We start from the raw sequence: 14,279 nt of genomic DNA, 5'->3' as shown, positions 1-14,279 counted from the left end.
CATGGCACGCATCGATCTCGACCTGGCCCACGCCTACCGCGCCAACCCCACGCAGGACAGCGACTACGCGCTGCTCCCGCTGAAGATGAGCTTTCGCGACGGCGGCGCGTATGCCTTGCTCGGCCCCTCGGGCTGCGGCAAGACGACCATGCTCAACATCATCTCGGGCCTGCTCGTGCCTTCGCAGGGCAGCGTGAGCTTCGACGGCCGCGACATGACGCGCGCCACGCCGCAGGAACGCAACATCGCGCAGGTGTTCCAGTTCCCGGTGATCTACGACACCATGACCGTGGCCGAGAACCTGGCGTTCCCGCTGCGCAACCGCAAGGTGCCCGAAGACCAGATCAAGAAGCGCGTCGGCGAGATCGCCGAGATGCTCGACATGAGCGGCCAGCTCAACCAGCGCGCCGCGGGCCTGGCGGCCGACGCCAAGCAGAAGATCTCGCTGGGCCGCGGCCTGGTGCGCAGCGACGTGTCGGCGGTGCTGTTCGACGAACCGCTCACCGTGATCGACCCGCACCTGAAGTGGCAGCTGCGCCGCAAGCTCAAGCAGATTCATCGCGAGCTCAAGCTCACGCTGATCTACGTGACGCACGACCAGGTCGAGGCGCTCACCTTCGCCGAAGAGGTGGTGGTCATGACGCGCGGCAAGGCCGTGCAGGTGGGCAGCGCCGAGGCGCTGTTCGAGCGGCCGGCCCACACCTTCGTCGGCCATTTCATCGGCTCGCCGGGCATGAACTTCCTGTCGGCCCACAGTGCCAACGGCGCGCTCGAAGTGGCGGGCACGCCGCTGGTGCCCACGCGCGAGCTGCCGCCCGGCGCGCTCAAGATCGGCATCCGGCCTGAGTACCTGCGCCTGTCGAACGCGGGCGCCGCCGGCGCCGTGCCGGCGGTGGTGAAGCAGGTGCAGGACGTCGGCACGCACGCGATGCTCAGCGCCGAGGTCGACGGCGGCGTGGTCAAGGTGCGCATGCATTCGGACGAACAGCCGCCCTCGGTGGGCGACACGGTGTGGCTGCGGGTGCTCGACACCCACACCTGCTACTACAAGGACGAGGAACTGGTGGCATGAACCCAACCAACAAGCCGATCAACCAGAAGGCGTGGTGGCTGGTGCTGCCGGTGCTGATCTGCGTGGCCTTCTCGGCCATCGTGCCGCTGATGACGGTGGTCAACTACTCGGTGCAGGACATCATCTCGCCCGACCGGCGCGTGTTCGTCGGCACCGAATGGTTCGCCGCCGTGATGCGCGACGACGAGCTGCACCAGGCGCTGTGGCGCCAGCTGGGCTTCTCGCTGTCGGTGCTGCTGGTGGAGATTCCGCTGGGCATCGCGCTCGCGCTGTCGATGCCGGCCACGGGCTGGAAGTCGTCGGCGGTGCTGGTGGTGGTGGCGCTGTCGCTGCTCATTCCATGGAACGTGGTGGGCACCATCTGGCAGATCTACGGCCGTGCCGACATCGGCCTGCTGGGCCATGCGCTGCAGGTCATGGGCATCGAATACAACTACACGGGCAGCGCGACCGACGCGTGGCTCACGGTGCTGGTGATGGACGTGTGGCACTGGACGCCGCTGGTGGCCTTGCTCTGCTACGCCGGCCTGCGCTCCATTCCCGACGCCTACTACCAGGCCGCGCGCATCGACGGCGCCAGCAAGTTCGCGGTGTTCCGCTACATCCAGCTGCCCAAGATGCGCGGCGTGCTGATGATCGCGGTGCTGCTGCGCTTCATGGACAGCTTCATGATCTACACCGAGCCCTTCGTGCTGACGGGCGGCGGGCCGGGCAACGCGACCACCTTCCTGAGCCAGTACCTCACGCAGAAGGCCGTGGGGCAGTTCGACCTCGGGCCGGCGGCTGCGTTCTCGCTGATCTATTTCCTGATCATTCTTTTGTTCTGCTTCGTGCTCTACAACTGGATGCAGCGGGTCGGTACGCAAGAAGTGGAGAAAGAACAATGAACGAAAAGCGATTCCACAAGCGCAGCATCTTCCTGCTGCTGTACATCCTGTTCGCGCTGTTGCCCATCTACTGGATGGTCAACATGAGCTTCAAGACGAACGAGGAGATCCTGTCGAGCTTCTCGTTCTTCCCGCAGCAGCTCACCTGGGCCAACTACGCGCGCATCTTCACCGACGAGTCGTGGTACTCGGGCTACATCAACAGCCTGATCTACGTGGCGATCAACACGGTGATCTCGCTCACCGTGGCGCTGCCGGCAGCCTATGCGTTCTCGCGCTATTCGTTCCTGGGCGACAAGCACGTGTTCTTCTGGCTGCTGACCAACCGCATGACGCCGCCCGCGGTGTTCCTGCTGCCGTTCTTCCAGCTGTACAGCACCGTGGGCCTCATGGACACGCACCTGGGCGTGGCGCTGGCGCACCTGCTGTTCAACGTGCCGCTGGCGGTGTGGATTCTCGAAGGCTTCATGAGCGGCATTCCGCGCGAGATCGACGAGACGGCGTACATCGACGGCTACTCGTTCCCGCGCTTCTTCCTCACCATCTTCCTGCCGCTCATCAAGGCCGGCGTGGGCGTGGCGGCGTTCTTCTGCTTCATGTTCAGCTGGGTCGAGCTGCTGCTGGCGCGCACGCTCACCAGCGTGAACGCCAAGCCCATCGTCGCGACGATGACGCGCACGGTGAGCGCCTCGGGCATGGACTGGGCGACGCTGGCCGCGGCCGGTGTGCTCACCATCGTGCCGGGCGCGATCGTGATCTGGTTTGTCCGCCACTACATCGCAAAAGGCTTTGCGATGGGCCGCGTCTAAGGAGACCGAGAGATGTTCGACTGGATGGTCTGGACCACCCCGGTGGCCGTTTTCTTTAGCTGCATCGCGCTCATGCTGGTCGGCATGACCGTGTGGGAATTCAAGTCGCCCACCACGATGCGCCGCGGCTGGCTGCCCATTGCCACCACGCGCGGCGACCGGCTCTTCATCGGCCTCTTGTCCGCGGCCTACGTCAACCTGATCTTCGTCGGCCTGGCCGGCAAGGTGCAGGAGTGGCTGAGCCTGGAGGCCGAGCCCTCGATCTGGATCGGCTTCGTGCTGTCGATGTTCGTGCTCGCGCTCGTGATGCGCAAAGGCTAGCCCACCGATTTCGTCAACGCGTCCGGCTCTCCGCCTCCCCGGAGCCGCGATGAAAAAACCGGGGAAGCACAACCGAGGAGACACATTCATGAAGATGCGCTACACGGCATTGGCAATGGCGGCGGCGATGGTCGCCGCGCACGGCGCATGGGCCGCAGAGCCCGAAGCCAAGAAATGGATCGACAGCGAGTTCCAGCCGTCGACCCTGAGCAAGGACCAGCAGGCGGCCGAGATGAAGTGGTTCATCGACGCGGCCAAGAAGCTGCAGGCCAAGGGCGTCAAGGAAATCTCGGTGGTGTCGGAGACCATCACCACGCATGAATACGAATCGAAGACGCTGGCCAAGGCCTTCGAGGAAATCACCGGCATCAAGGTCAAGCACGACCTGATCCAGGAAGGCGACGTGGTCGAGAAGCTGCAGACCTCGATGCAGTCGGGCAAGTCGATCTACGACGGCTGGATTTCCGACTCCGACCTCATCGGTACGCACTACCGCTACGGCAAGATGATGAACCTCACCGACTACATGGCCGGTGCGGGCAAGGAGTACACCAACCCCGGGCTCGACATCAAGGACTTCATCGGCACCAAGTTCACCACCGCGCCCGACGGCAAGCTCTACCAGCTGCCCGACCAGCAGTTCGCCAACCTGTACTGGTTCCGCGCCGACCTGTTCGATCGCAAGGACCTGAAGGACAAGTTCAAGGCCAAGTACGGCTACGACCTGGGCGTGCCGCTGAACTGGAGCGCCTACGAAGACATCGCCGAGTTCTTCAGCGTCGACGTGAAGACCATCGACGGCAAGCCGATCTACGGTCACATGGACTACGGCAAGAAGGACCCGTCGCTGGGCTGGCGCTTCACCGATGCGTGGCTCTCGATGGCCGGCACCGCCGACATCGGCACCCCCAACGGCATGCCGATCGACGAGTGGGGCATCCGCGTGGCCGACGACAAGTGCACGCCCGTGGGCGCGGCCGTGTCGCGCGGCGGTGCGACCAACTCGCCGGCCGCCGTGTACGCGCTCACCAAGTACATCGACTGGATGAAGAAGTACGCGCCCAAGGAAGCCATGGGCATGACCTTCGGCGAAGCCGGCCCGGTGCCCGCGCAGGGCCAGATCGCCCAGCAGATCTTCTGGTACACGGCCTTCACGGCCGACATGACCAAGAAGGGCCTGCCCGTGGTGAACGAGGACGGCACGCCCAAGTGGCGCATGGCGCCCGGCCCGAACGGCCCGTACTGGAAGCAGGGCATGCAGAACGGCTACCAGGACGTGGGTTCGTGGTCGTTCTTCAACGGCCATGACGCCAACAAGACCGCCGCCGCCTGGCTCTACGCCCAGTTCGTGACCTCCAAGAGCGTCTCGCTCAAGAAGACCATCGTGGGCCTGACCCCGATCCGCGAATCGGACATCCAGAGCAAGGCCATGACCGACATGGCGCCCAAGCTGGGTGGCCTGGTCGAGTTCTACCGCAGCCCGGCCCGCGTGGCATGGACGCCCACCGGCACCAACGTGCCCGACTACCCCAAGCTGGCGCAGCTGTGGTGGAAGAACGTGGCCGAGGCCGTCACGGGCGAGAAGACCCCGCAAAAAGCCATGGACAACCTGGCCGACGAGATGGACAACGTGATGGGCCGCCTGCAACGCGCCGGCATGGCCCACTGCGCGCCCAAGCTCAATGCCAAGGGCGACCCGAACAAGTGGCTCAGCGACCAGCACGCCCCGTGGAAGAAGCTGGCCAACGAGAAGCCCAAGGGCGAGACCATCGACTACAACAAGCTGCTGAGCGCCTGGAAGGCCGGCAAGGTGCGCTGACCGGCGCTTCGCCAGCAGCAATTGCAAACAAGGGCCGCGCCGCGAGGTGCGGCCCTTTTTCGCTTTCTGGCGCCCTGGTTCGTCGGATTCACGCGACGCCATGACCTATGGCAGATGCACCTTTGAAAAGGTTCGCTTACATTCGACGGCCCCCGCCACGGCCCGCCAGTGAATCCAAGTTCTTCCAGCCCCACCGCCAGCCCTCCTGCCACCCCGAGCGCGCGTGTCAAACGCGTCCTGCTGATCCAGTACTCGCAGACCGGGCAACTCGACCGCGTGGCCGGGCAGATCGCCGCGCCGCTGCGCGCCGACCCGGGCATCGAACTGCGCGTGGAGACGCTGCGGCCGCTGCAGCGCTTTCCCTTTCCCTGGCCCTTCCTGACCTTCTTCGACGCGTTCCCCGAGTCGGCCCACCTGAAGCCGGGCCCGCTGGCGCCGTTGACGCTCACGGGCGATGAAGACTTCGACCTCGTCATCCTGCCGTACCAGGTCTGGTTCCTGGCCCCCGCGCAGCCGGTCGTGGCCTTCCTGCAGCACCCCGTGGCGGCGCGGCTGCTCAAGGGAAAACCCGTGGTCACGGTCATTGCCTGCCGCAACATGTGGCTGCTGGCCCACGAAAAGCTCAAGGGCCTGCTCGCCGCCACTGGCGCGCGCCTGATCGACAACGTGGTGCTCACCGACCCCGGCCCCACGCTCGCCACCTTCTTCACCACGCCGGCCTGGCTCATCTGGGGCCGCAAGCGCGGCTTCTGGGGCATGCCCGACGCGGGCCTGAGCGAGGAACAGATCCGCGGCTGCGGCCGCTTCGGCCGGGCCCTGCGCGACGCATTGCACGAAGGCCGTGAGCAGGGCGATGCGCCCTTGCTGGCCGGGCTGGGCGCGGTGCGCGCCCAGGCGCGGCTGCTCATCAGCGAGAAGGCCGGCACGCGCAGCTTCTACCTCTGGGGCAAGCTGATCATGGCGGCCGGCGGGCCGGGCGCGGCGGTGCGCAAGCCGCTGCTCTTGCTGTACGTGCTGTTTCTGCTGGCACTGATCGTCACCGTCGTGCCGGTGAGCCTGACGTTGCAGGCCCTGCTGCGGCCGTTGTTCCGAGGGTGGCTGACTAAAATGACGGCTCAATTCGAGCGCCCGTCGGGCTCTGCCACGGACCGGCTCCCTCTCTATGACGACTGATGTTTTCCTGACCCGCACCGCTGCCTTCCTGCCTTTTTCTCCGGTCAGCAACGAAGACATCGAAGAAGTGTTGGGCCGCATCGGCGGCAAGGTGTCGCGTGCGCGACGCCTCATCCTGCGCAGCAACGGCATCCAGTCGCGCCACTACGCCATCGACCGCGCCACCGGCCAGCTGGCCATGACCAACGCACAGCTCACCGCCGCGGCCATCCGCGCGCTGGGCGACGACATCGGCCCGGTCGACTGCCTGGCCACCGGCACCTCGCTGCCCGACCAGCTCATGCCCAACCACGCGGTGATGGTGCACGGCGAACTCGGCTGGCCCCGGCTTGAGGTGGTGGCTTGCGCCGGCATCTGCCTGGCCGGCGCGGCGGCGCTCAAGCATGCGTGGCTGTCGGTGCGTGCGGGCGATGCGCGGCGCGCGGTCGCCACGGGCTCCGAGCTGGCCTCGGCCGTGATGCGCGGCATCAACTTCGAGGCCGAGCTCGAGCACAAGCTCGAGGCCCTCGAAGCGCGCCCCGAGATCGCCTTCGAGAAAGACTTTCTGCGCTGGATGCTGTCCGACGGCGCCGGCGCGGTGCTGCTGGAGCGCGAGCCGCGTGGGCCGCTGTCGCTGCGTGTCGAGTGGATCGAGCTGTCGTCGGCGGCGCATGAGCTGCCGGTGTGCATGTACGCCGGCGCCGACAAGAACGAGCAGGGCGGCCTCGACGGCTGGGCCCGCACCTCGCCGGCCGACTGGCAGCGCGACTCGACCTTCGCCGTCAAGCAGGACGTGCGCCTGCTCAACGACAACATCGTGCGCGCCACGCTGGCCGAGCCGCTGGCGGCCATCATCGAGCGCCGCGGGCTCAAGACCGACGACATCGACTGGTTCCTGCCGCACCTGTCGTCGCACTATTTCGTCGAGCCCGTGGCCGCGAGCCTCGCCGCACTGGGCCTGCCGATTCCGCGCGAGCGCTGGTTCAGCAACCTCGCGACCAAGGGCAACACGGGCTCGGCCTCGCCGTACATCATGCTCGACGAGCTGTTCCGCTCGGGCCGCATCAAGCCGGGCCAGAAGCTCCTGATGTTCGTACCGGAAAGCGGCCGCTTCTCCAGCGGCTTCATCTACCTGGAGGCGGTGTAGCCATGGACCTCGATGCCGTGCCACAGGAGGGCAACGCGACCCTCGCCGGCCATTCCAAGCTGATGTATGCCCGCGACGCGCAAGGCCGCGTCGTCACCACCACCTCGAAAGGCTGGGAGGCGGAAGAGATCGTCACCAGCCACGCGGTCGACGTGCTGGTCGAGCAGGCGCAGGAGGCCAAGGCGCGCGTGAAGGCCGGGCTGGCCTCGCCGCTCGAGTACTGGATGTACGAGCGCCGCATGGACGTGGCGCTGCTCTCGCAGACCAGCGGCTTCTGGCAGTGGCGCGTGCGCCGCCACCTGCAGCCGCGCCATTTCGCCGCGCTGTCGCCGGCCCAGCTCGCCCGCTACGGCCAGGCGCTGGGGCTGCCCGTTTCCACCCTGCAAGGCCTGCCGTGAACTTCCAACACCAACAGGCGGCGCACTGCGAAAGCGGCGTCATCTCCAGCCTCATGCGCCACCACGGCGCGCCGATGAGCGAGGCGATGGCGCTGGGGTTGTCGTCGGCACTGTCCTTCGCCTACCTGCCGTTCATCAAGCTGTCGGGCCTGCCGCTCATCTCGTACCGCATGCCGCCCAAGGCCATCATCAAGGGCCTTTTGGCACCGATGGCCGCGCGCTTTCGCTTCGAGACCTTCCGCAGCCCGCAGGCCGGGCAGCAGCGGCTGGACGCGCTGCTGGCCGACGGCCAGCTCGTGGGCCTGCAGACCTCGGTCTACTGGCTGCCGTACTTTCCGCCGAACATGCGCTTTCACTTCAACGCGCACAACCTGCTGGTCTACGGCAAGGACGGCGACGACTACCTGATCAGCGACCCGGTGTTCGAGGAGCCCGTGCGCTGCGCGAGCGAAGACCTGTCGCGCGCCCGTTTCGCCAAGGGCGTGCTGGCACCCAAGGGCCTCATGTACTACCCGCAGGCCATCGAGCGCAAGGCGGTCGATGCCGCCTCGGTGACCCGGGCCATCCGCAAGACCGTGCGCAACATGCTCGCACCCGTGCCCATCGTCGGCGTGCGCGGCATGCGCACGCTGGCCAAGCGCATGCAGAAACTGTCGCCCAGCGATCCGCGCAGCGTCGACTTCATCGGCCACCTGGTGCGCATGCAGGAAGAAATCGGCACGGGTGGGGCGGGCTTCCGTTTCATCTACGCGGGCTTCCTGCAGGAGGCGGCGCAGCTGCTCGACAAGCCGCAACTCACGCAGATGTCCGAACGCCTGATCGCCATCGGCGACGGCTGGCGCGCGTTCGCGCTCAAGGCTGCGCGCATGGTCAAGGGCCGCGAGCCGGTCGATCCGGTGGCGCTGGCGGGCAAGCTGCGCGAGCAGGCGCAGCAAGAGGAAACCTTCTTCCGCGACCTCAAGGCCGCTGTTGCCTGATGTTGGAGCTGCACCAGCTCGGCTACCGCTACCCGCACGCTGACAAGGCCGCGCTGGCCGACGTGTCGCTCGCCGTGCCGCGCGGTTGTGTGCTGGGCCTGCTGGGGCCGAACGGTGCCGGCAAGACCACGCTGATCTCGCACCTGTCGGGCGCGCTCGCGGTGCAGTCGGGCGACATCCGCATCGACGGCCAGCCGTTGCAGCAGGTGCGCGCCAAGGCGCCCACGCGCATCGCCGTCGCACCGCAGGACCAGGCCTTCTATCCGATGCTCACCGTGGCCGAGAACCTGGCCTGCTTCGCCGCGGCCGGCGGTCTCTCGGGCGCGCGAAAGAAGGCGCGCATCGACACCTGCACGCAGTTCGCGCAGCTCGAGCAGTTCGCGGGCGTGCGTGCCGAGCGGCTCTCGGGCGGCCTCAAGCGCCGGCTCAACCTCGCGATCGCCTTGCTGCCCGAACCCGAGCTGATGCTGTTCGACGAGCCGACGGTGGGCGTCGATCCGCAGTCGCGCGCCTTCATCCTCGACGCGATCAAGAGCCTGGCGCAGGCCGGTGCGGCGGTGATCTACGCCTCGCACTACATGGAAGAGATCGAGGCCATCGCCGACCGCGTCGCCATCCTCGACCAGGGCCGCGTGCTGCGCGAAGGCCCGCTCGACGCGCTGCTGTCGCAAAGCGCGATGCTGCTGACCCTGGCCGCCGACGGGCTCGACGCGCAGAGGCTCTCGCGCTTCGGCACGGTGGAGCAGGGCGCGGCGCACTGGCGCATCCACCTGAACGCAGGCACCGGCCCCGGCCCCGTGCTGGCCGCGCTGGAAGCCGAAGGCATTGAGGTGCGCCAGGCCGAGTTCGGCCGGCACGACCTCGAACAGCTCTTCATGGCGCTCACGCACCGCTCGCTGCGCGACTGACCGAACGCCATGCTCCTAGCGCTCATCAAGAAGGAACTGCTGGCCCTCGTGCGCGACATGCATGGGCTGGCCGTGCTGTTCGTGATGCCGATGGTGTTCATCGTGCTGATGTCGCTCACGCTGAAGGACATCTACCGCCCGCCGCTGGCCGAACTGAGCTACGCGGTCGATGCGCGCGACAGCGGCACGCCCGCCAAGTGGCTGCTGCAGATCTGGCAGCGCAGCCACGGCGCGCCGCAACCGCTGGGCAGTGATTGGCAGGCGCGGCTGCGCAGCGGCACGCTCAAGTACGTGATCGTGCTGGAGCCGGGCCTGTCGGAAGAACTGGAATCGGCCGCGCTCTCCACGCGCGCCCACATCCGCCTGCTGGCCGAGCCCGGCATCGACGCCAACCTGTTCAACGCGCTGCGCGCCGAACTCATCGGCGCTTCGGGCGAACTCAAGGCGCGGCTCGCGCTGGCGGTGCCCGGCACGGCCAGCCCCGCGCCCGATGCGTCCATCCAGGCGATGGTGCAGGCCGAGCGCTTTGCCACCGCCGGCCCGCGGCCCACGTCGGTGCAGCAGAACGTGCCGGCCTGGCTGGTGTTCGGCATGTTCTTCGTGGTGGCCTCGCTGTCCAGCCTGTTCGTGCAGGAGCGCGGCTCGGGCGCGCTCGGCCGGCTGCAGAGCCTGGGCGTGTCGCGTTCCATGCTGCTGGCCTCCAAGGCCTTGCCCTACCTCGGTGTGAACGCGCTGCAGGCGCTGCTGATGCTGGCGGCGGGCATCTGGTTCATGCCGTTGATCGGCGGCGATGCGCTCTCGCTCGTGGGCATCCACTGGGGCGGCCTGCTGCTGTCGCTGGCGGCCGTGAGCCTGGCGGCGGTGAGCCTGTCGCTGGCGGTGGCCTGCCTCGTCAAGAGCCATGCGCAGGCCGCCACGCTGGGGCCGATGGTGAATGTGCTGATGGCGGCGGCGGGCGGCATCATGGTGCCCAAGTTCGTCATGCCGGGCTTCATGCAGCGCATGGTCGAAATCTCTCCCATGAACTGGGGGCTCGAAGCGCTGCTCACCGTGCTGCTGCGCGGCGGCGGCGTGGCCGAGGTGCTGCCGCAGGTCGGCCGGCTGGTGGCGTTCGCGGCCCTCATGTTCTTCGTGGCTGTCTTTCTGTTTCGCAGGCGCGCACCGTGACGAGCACCGCTTCTTCTCCTGAATTCATCGCCCGCCTCAAGGCCCTCGTGCTCGAGGCTGTCGAAAAAGACGCGCCGCCCGGCGGCCTCGGCGACGACGAGCCGCTGTTCGGCCCCGAGGCGCGGCTGGACCTCGACTCGCTCGATGCGCTGCAGGTGTCGATGGCGATCCAGCAGCACTTCGGCCTGCGCATGCCCGACAGCAAGGACACGCGCCGTGCGATGACCTCCATCGCGCACCTGGCGGAACACCTGGTGCAAGCGGGCAAGGCATGAGTCCGGTGTACCTGGCCGGCATGGGGCTGGCCTGCGTGCTTGGCGACGATCTGCCGTCGGCGCTCGCGGCACTGCGGCGCGGCGGCGTGCCGCCCACGCCGGTGACCGTGGCCGAAGGCCTGCAGTGGCCGGTCTACACGCTGCCCGTGCCACCCGGCGACTGGGCGCAGCGCGTGCAGCACACGGTGCGCCGCGTGGTCGCGCAGACCGGCGACGGGCTGGACCGGCAGGGGCCGCTGTTCGTGGCCTCTTCGTCGCTCGACATCGGGGCCATGGAACACGCACAGCACGACGCGCGGCTCAGCGGCGACCTGCAGGATTTCGCCGACATCGCCGCCGCCGCGCTCGACTGGCAGGGCCCGGTCTTCACCGTCTCGACCGCCTGCACCTCGGCGCTCAACGCGATGCTGGCGGCCGCAGACATGGTGCGGGCAGGCGAGGCCCGCGAGGCACTGGTGATCGGCGCCGAACTCGACAACCGCTTCACCGTGGCCGGCTTCGGCGCGATGCAGCTGCTGGCGCCCGACAGCGCGCGGCCCTTCGGTGCAGGACGCCAGGGGCTGGTGCTCGGTGAAGCGGTGGCGGCGCTGCGGCTCGGATCGCAGCCCGCGCGCTGGGCGCTGTTGGGCGGCGCCAACGTGGTCGACGGCCGCAACCCCTCGGGCACCGAGGCCAGCGCCGTGCGCGCGATGTGCCGCGAGACGCTGGCGCGCAGCGGCCTGCAGCCCGCGGACATCGACCTCATCAAGGTGCAGGCCGCGGGCAGCCCGGTCAACGACGCGATCGAGGTCGAGGCGCTGCGGCAGGTGTTCGCGCCGCTGCCGCCGCTGGTGTCGCTCAAGTCGGCGATCGGCCACACGCTGGGCGCGGCCGGGGCGGCGGAGCTGGCCCTGCTGGTCGGCTGCATCGAAGGCGCCGCCTGGCCGTCGGTCGGCTACGCACTGGACGAGACGCTGGGCATCGCGCTGAGCGACGGGCCGCCGGCGCGGCTGCGCCACATCCTGCTCAACGTGGTGGGCTTCGGCGGCGGGCATGCATCGCTGGTGCTCAAGGATTGCAACGCCGCATGACCACACCGACTTGGCGCACTGTCGCGCACGTCGTGGCGCATCCGCCGCCCGACGACTGGCGCGACGCGCTCGCGACCCGCCTGGGCCGCCGGCCGCGCCGCGTCGGCCTGTGGACCGAGCTGGCGATGTACGGCGCGCTGCGCTGCCTCGACGTGGCCGGCGAAGCCGCGCTGCCGGCGGGCGCGCGCCTGCGCGTGACCAGCCGGCGCGGTGCCTGGGAGGCCACGCGCGCGGGGCTGGCGCAGCTCGACGCGGGCTTGCCGATGCCCTTCACCTTCATGCAGGGCCAGCCCGCGCTGATGCTGGCCGAGGTCGGCCGCAGCCTCGACTGGCAGGGCGATGCGAGCTTCATGCTGTGCCGCGATCTCGCGCGGCCGCTGGCGCTGTCGCAGCTCGGTGCGGGGCGCGACGGGCTGCTGTTCGGTGTGGTGGAGGAGACGTTCGGCGACGTGCCGCCGCGCTCCGAATGGTGGCGGCTGCTGCCGACGATTCAGCCCGCGATCGAGCGTTGAAGGTTCTCGCGCGCCCGCGCTTCGAGCAGGGCGTGCAGGCGCGGCGTGGCGTAGATCGCCGGGCGATCGAGAAAGCGCTGGAGGATCGCGCGCCGGCGCGGCAGGCGAATCTCCTCGGGAACGAAACCGTATTCCGCGTGCACCTGGCGCTCGTACTCGTCGAAGCGCGCGCGCTCGGCGCCGAGGATCGACAGGTCGATGTCGATCAGCAGCTCGGCGTCGCGGCCCTCGGGCACGGCGTCGTGGCGCGTGGCCATGACGAGCGCGTGGACGCGGTCGGCCGACGCATCGCTCGCACCGGCGGCCTGCAGCGCCTGCCGCGCCCAGTCGGCGCTGCGGGCTTCGTTGTCGTGCGCATGCACGTCGTAGATCGCGTCGTGGAACCACAGCGCCAGCGCGACTTCGCCGGGGCGTTCGGCCAGCGCCTGTTCCCGGTCGAACCACGCGAGGCATTCGCCCAGGTGCTGCATCGTGTGGTAGTGGCGCTGCGGCTCGCCGTAGCGGCGTTGCAGTTCGAGCCGCAACGCGTCGTCGGGCGCGGCCACGCCCAGCGCGTGCCAGGCGGCGTTCCAGTTCGCGTGCAGCGCCTGCGGTGTCATCGCGGTCACTGCTCCATCGCGGCCTTGACCTCCTGGCCGAGGTCGAGCACCGACATCGCGTAGTAGCTGCTCCAGTTGTAGCGCGTGATCACGTAGAAGTTGCGCGTGCCGGCGACGTAGGTCGGCGGCGCGTCGAGGCCGTTCTGCAGCTCGATGAGCGCCAGCAGGCCCTTGTGCTTCAGGCCTTCGCCCTCGGGCACGGCGCCGGCCGCCACGAAGCTGTCGGCGCTGAAGGTCGGCAGGATGTCGGGTGCCAGCAGCAGCGCCTTCTTCAAGCGCGCTTCCTCGAAATGCACCGGATAGATCGACGGCATGCCCGGCGTCCAGCCGAAGCCCTTGAAGTAGCTTGCGACCGAGCCGATCACGTCGACCGGGTTGTTCACGAGGTCGATGCGACCGTCGCCATCGAAGTCGACCGCGTACTTGGCGATGCTGCTGGGCATGAACTGCGGCATGCCCATGGCGCCGGCGTAGCTGCCCACGGGCGTGAGCGGGTCGTCGGCGGTGCGGCTTTCGGTGCTCAAAAAGCTTTCGAGTTCGCCGCGGAAGAAGGCGATGCGCTCGGCCGCGCGCGGGTGGCCCTGCGGGAAGTCGAAGGACAGCGTGGCCAGCGCATCGATCACGCGGAAGTTGCCCATGTTGCGGCCGTAGATGGTCTCGACGCCGACGATGCCGACGATGATTTCCGGCGGCACGCCGTAGGTGGCCTCGGCGCGCGCGAGCGTCTCGGCGTTGGCGCGCCAGAAGCGCACGCCGGCCGCGATGCGCACCGGGTCGATGAAGCGGCTGCGGTAGGTCTGCCAGTTCTTCACGGTGCCGACGGGGCCCGGCAGCATCAGGCGCGGCACGTTGGGCAGAAAGCGCGCGGCACCGATGGTGGCGCGCACCCAGTCGCGGTCGAGGTTGCGGCGCTGGGCGACATCGTCGGCGAACGCCATGGCGTCGTCGCGCGTGGCGTACGGAGTGCTGCCGCGCACCGGCGTGACGGCGGGGCGGCCATTGGCCTGGGGCTTCTGGGCCAGGGCGCCCGTGGGCCAGGCGACGCAGGCGGCGAGGAGGGCGGTGGCGGCCATTGCGGCGCGCAAGGGCGTGGGGAAGGCGTGTGACATGGGCACGATTGTGCCGCCCGTGCGCATGCGCACTTTCGGGGGACACATGTGGTTGCA

At 68.5% G+C, this 14,279-nt stretch carries 16 protein-coding genes; 14 read left to right on the top strand and 2 right to left on the bottom strand.

The window, feature by feature from the left end:
* Position 1: 1 nt before the first annotated feature.
* The 14 genes from VHAB30_RS14345 to VHAB30_RS14280 all read left to right on the top strand — a co-directional run bounded on the left by VHAB30_RS14345 (position 2) and on the right by VHAB30_RS14280 (position 12,514).
* Positions 2–1,072, top strand: a complete 1,071-nt coding sequence (locus VHAB30_RS14345) for an ABC transporter ATP-binding protein (RefSeq protein WP_062476739.1) — start codon at positions 2–4, stop codon at positions 1,070–1,072.
* Positions 1,069–1,959, top strand: a complete 891-nt coding sequence (locus VHAB30_RS14340; RefSeq protein WP_062476737.1) for a carbohydrate ABC transporter permease — start codon at positions 1,069–1,071, stop codon at positions 1,957–1,959. Before VHAB30_RS14345 ends, VHAB30_RS14340 begins: the two co-directional genes overlap by 4 nt.
* Entirely contained in the window at positions 1,956–2,768 is an 813-nt protein-coding gene (locus tag VHAB30_RS14335; protein ID WP_062476734.1) for a carbohydrate ABC transporter permease, read from the top strand. Before VHAB30_RS14340 ends, VHAB30_RS14335 begins: the two co-directional genes overlap by 4 nt.
* Positions 2,769–2,780: 12 nt before the next feature.
* Positions 2,781–3,089 carry a DUF2160 domain-containing protein gene (locus tag VHAB30_RS14330; protein WP_062476731.1) on the top strand — a complete coding sequence of 103 codons (309 nt, stop codon included), beginning with the start codon at positions 2,781–2,783 and terminating at the stop codon, positions 3,087–3,089.
* Positions 3,090–3,177: 88 nt separating this feature from the next.
* Positions 3,178–4,908 carry an ABC transporter substrate-binding protein gene (locus VHAB30_RS14325; protein ID WP_062476729.1) on the top strand — a complete coding sequence of 577 codons (1,731 nt, stop codon included), beginning with the start codon at positions 3,178–3,180 and terminating at the stop codon, positions 4,906–4,908.
* Positions 4,909–5,076: 168 nt separating this feature from the next.
* On the top strand, positions 5,077–6,081 hold the full coding sequence (locus VHAB30_RS14320) for a dialkylrecorsinol condensing enzyme (RefSeq protein ID WP_235926656.1): 1,005 nt from the start codon (positions 5,077–5,079) through the stop codon (positions 6,079–6,081).
* Positions 6,071–7,207, top strand: a complete 1,137-nt coding sequence (locus VHAB30_RS14315; protein WP_062476726.1) for a beta-ketoacyl-ACP synthase III — start codon at positions 6,071–6,073, stop codon at positions 7,205–7,207. Before VHAB30_RS14320 ends, VHAB30_RS14315 begins: the two co-directional genes overlap by 11 nt.
* 2 nt (positions 7,208–7,209) lie before the next feature.
* Positions 7,210–7,605, top strand: coding sequence for a hypothetical protein (locus VHAB30_RS14310; protein ID WP_062476723.1), 396 nt, complete (start codon positions 7,210–7,212; stop codon positions 7,603–7,605).
* On the top strand, positions 7,602–8,582 hold the full coding sequence (locus VHAB30_RS14305) for a BtrH N-terminal domain-containing protein (protein ID WP_159277464.1): 981 nt from the start codon (positions 7,602–7,604) through the stop codon (positions 8,580–8,582). Before VHAB30_RS14310 ends, VHAB30_RS14305 begins: the two co-directional genes overlap by 4 nt.
* On the top strand, positions 8,582–9,490 hold the full coding sequence (locus tag VHAB30_RS14300; RefSeq protein ID WP_159277463.1) for an ABC transporter ATP-binding protein: 909 nt from the start codon (positions 8,582–8,584) through the stop codon (positions 9,488–9,490). The genes VHAB30_RS14305 and VHAB30_RS14300 overlap by 1 nt, the downstream gene beginning before the upstream one ends.
* A 9-nt stretch (positions 9,491–9,499) precedes the next feature.
* Positions 9,500–10,657, top strand: a complete 1,158-nt coding sequence (locus tag VHAB30_RS14295; RefSeq protein ID WP_159277462.1) for an ABC transporter permease — start codon at positions 9,500–9,502, stop codon at positions 10,655–10,657.
* Positions 10,654–10,932, top strand: a complete 279-nt coding sequence (locus VHAB30_RS14290; protein WP_159277461.1) for an acyl carrier protein — start codon at positions 10,654–10,656, stop codon at positions 10,930–10,932. The genes VHAB30_RS14295 and VHAB30_RS14290 overlap by 4 nt, the downstream gene beginning before the upstream one ends.
* Positions 10,929–12,002: a beta-ketoacyl synthase N-terminal-like domain-containing protein gene (locus tag VHAB30_RS14285; RefSeq protein WP_159277460.1), complete on the top strand. Its 1,074-nt coding sequence runs from the start codon at positions 10,929–10,931 to the stop codon at positions 12,000–12,002. Before VHAB30_RS14290 ends, VHAB30_RS14285 begins: the two co-directional genes overlap by 4 nt.
* Positions 11,999–12,514, top strand: coding sequence for a hypothetical protein (locus VHAB30_RS14280; RefSeq protein ID WP_159277459.1), 516 nt, complete (start codon positions 11,999–12,001; stop codon positions 12,512–12,514). The genes VHAB30_RS14285 and VHAB30_RS14280 overlap by 4 nt, the downstream gene beginning before the upstream one ends.
* Here the strand turns inward: VHAB30_RS14280 and VHAB30_RS14275 are convergent.
* Together VHAB30_RS14275 and mltB are read right to left on the bottom strand one after the other, a co-directional pair.
* The gene (locus tag VHAB30_RS14275; protein ID WP_159277458.1) at positions 12,493–13,113 is read right to left on the bottom strand and encodes an HD domain-containing protein; all 621 of its coding nucleotides are present in this window, start codon (positions 13,111–13,113) and stop codon (positions 12,493–12,495) included. The two genes, VHAB30_RS14280 and VHAB30_RS14275, sit on opposite strands and share 22 nt — an antisense overlap.
* Before the next feature lie 5 nt (positions 13,114–13,118).
* Positions 13,119–14,222 (bottom strand): lytic murein transglycosylase B, encoded by a 1,104-nt coding sequence (gene mltB, locus VHAB30_RS14270; protein WP_159277457.1) that lies wholly within the window; start codon positions 14,220–14,222, stop codon positions 13,119–13,121.
* Between the last annotated feature and the right edge of the window lie 57 nt (positions 14,223–14,279).

Source organism: Variovorax boronicumulans, assembly GCF_009811375.1.
Lineage (GTDB): Bacteria > Pseudomonadota > Gammaproteobacteria > Burkholderiales > Burkholderiaceae_C > Variovorax > Variovorax boronicumulans.
This window is presented reverse-complemented; position numbering and strand designations above follow the sequence as displayed.